This window comes from Kitasatospora sp. NPDC058048 (assembly GCF_042885555.1).
Taxonomy (GTDB): domain Bacteria; phylum Actinomycetota; class Actinomycetes; order Streptomycetales; family Streptomycetaceae; genus Kitasatospora; species Kitasatospora lactacystinica.
In genome coordinates this window covers 1-1,667 of sequence record NZ_JBHVRT010000102.1, presented here as the reverse complement: position 1 = coordinate 1,667, position 1,667 = coordinate 1, and the positions used below count along the sequence as shown (strand labels likewise).

Genomic DNA, 1,667 nt, shown 5'->3' with positions numbered 1-1,667 from the left:
GTCGCAGGACTCGTCTCCGACCGCACCGCCACAGCCTGACAACGGCCGTCGCTCAGCCCGTCACATCGCCGCCGCAATCACGCACCAGGTCGTTACTGATCGTTTCAAAGTGAGGCCCGGCCTGCTCGATGTCCCGGGTGGAGGCACCTGTTCACTTGTCGTGGGAGCCCTATGCTCGCGGAGACGGCAGAACTGGGTGATGGGGGACGAGATGGACCGTGTGCCTGGTGGTCCGCTGAGGAGTGTCCTTTCGGAGGCGGAAGTTCGGTCCTTCGAGCGTGACTACGGGGTGGCCCTCCCCGCGGATTACCGAACGTTCTTGATGACCATCGGCGACGGTGGCCCGGGGCCCTACCACGGCATCTGGGCGCTGAGCAGGTCGTACGGCCCGAAGGGCGAAGCCTGGTGGCCGGGATACCTTGCGACGCCGTTTCCGTTCACCCGGGCGGTGGGCCCGGACGACCTCGAAGACGACTACGACGAGGACGGGATCGTTCCGGGGTCAATGATCATCTCGGACATGGGGTGCGGCGCGTTCGTCCGACTGGTGGTCACCGGAGCGGCCAGTGGCCAGGTCTGGTTCGATACCCTGGGGATAGACGACAGGTTGACCCCCGGCCCAGCCTTCGGGGACTGGTATCGGACGTGGGCGATGAGCGTGGTCCCAAGCTGACGCGGTCTGGATGCGTAGCTGCTCAAGCTGCACGGAGTCGTCGGAGGCAGATGAGACTGCAGGCCAGTTCGAGTAGGCCCTGGTGGAGATCCGCGCGGCGTTCGTAGCGGATGCGCAGGCGCTTGAACTGGTGCAGCCAGGCGAACGCCCGCTCCACGACCCAACGGACCTTGCCGAGGCCGGAGCCGTGAGTGACACCTCGGCGCGCGATCATGGGCTTGATGCCGCGTTTCCACAGCAGGCGGCGGTACTTGTCGAAGTCGTAGCCTCGGTCCGCGTACAAGCGGCGCGGCCTGTGCCGAGGTCGTCCTCGCAAGCCACGGATCGACGGGATCGCGTCCAGCAGCGGCATGAGCTGGGTGACGTCGTGTCGGTTCCCACCGGTGAGCGTGACGGCAACCGGGATGCCGTGGCGGTCGACTATCAGGTGGTGCTTCGAGCCGGGGCGGCCACGGTCGACCGGTGACGGGCCAACGTGATCCCCCCTTTGAGCGCCCGGACGTGCGACCCGTCCACGGCGCAGTCGTCCAGGTCCAGAAGGTCGGCGCGGCGCAACTCGCTCAGCAGCGCGGCGTGCAGGCGCGGCCAGACGCCGGCCGCGGTCCAGTCCCGCAGCCGACGCCAAGCCGTCACCCCCGAGCAGCCCACGACTGGCGCGGGGACATCGCGCCACGCAACACCGGTCCGCAGCACGTACATGACCCCGGCCAGGGCCGCCCGGTCCGGTATGCGAAGACGCCCTGGGTGACGGTGGCGCCGCTCGGGTGCGGGCGGCAGCAACGGAGCCACACGCTCCCACAGGTCATCTGGAACAAGATCAGCACGCACCCCGGACACCCTGCCGATCAAGATCACTCAGCGCAAGATCTGGGGTTCCAGTCATTCTGAAACGATCAGTTACGACCTGGTGCGTGATTGCGGCGGCGATGTGACGGGCTGAGCGACGGCCGTTGTCAGGCTGTGGCGGTGCGGTCGGAGACGAGTCCTGCGACGG

At 67.5% G+C, this 1,667-nt stretch carries 2 protein-coding genes; one reads left to right on the top strand and one right to left on the bottom strand.

Features of this window, described 5'->3' with window-relative positions:
- Positions 1-199: 199 nt before the first annotated feature.
- Positions 200-673, top strand: a complete 474-nt coding sequence (locus ACFVVA_RS42115) for an SMI1/KNR4 family protein (protein ID WP_387696014.1) — start codon at positions 200-202, stop codon at positions 671-673.
- Positions 674-695: 22 nt separating this feature from the next.
- Here ACFVVA_RS42115 and ACFVVA_RS42110 read toward each other — a convergent pair.
- Positions 696-1,501 (bottom strand): IS5 family transposase gene (locus ACFVVA_RS42110; RefSeq protein ID WP_387696015.1). Its coding sequence is split into 2 segments (ribosomal slippage): positions 696-1,162 and positions 1,162-1,501, totalling 807 coding nucleotides; the frame shifts between segments, so codons are not numbered across the junction.
- Positions 1,502-1,667 lie beyond the last annotated feature (166 nt).

Excerpts from the sequence above, each read along its gene's own strand:
- ACFVVA_RS42115 (WP_387696014.1), top strand. The coding sequence starts at position 200 with ATGGGGGACGAGATGGACCGTGTGCCTGGTGGTCCGCTGAGGAGTGTC.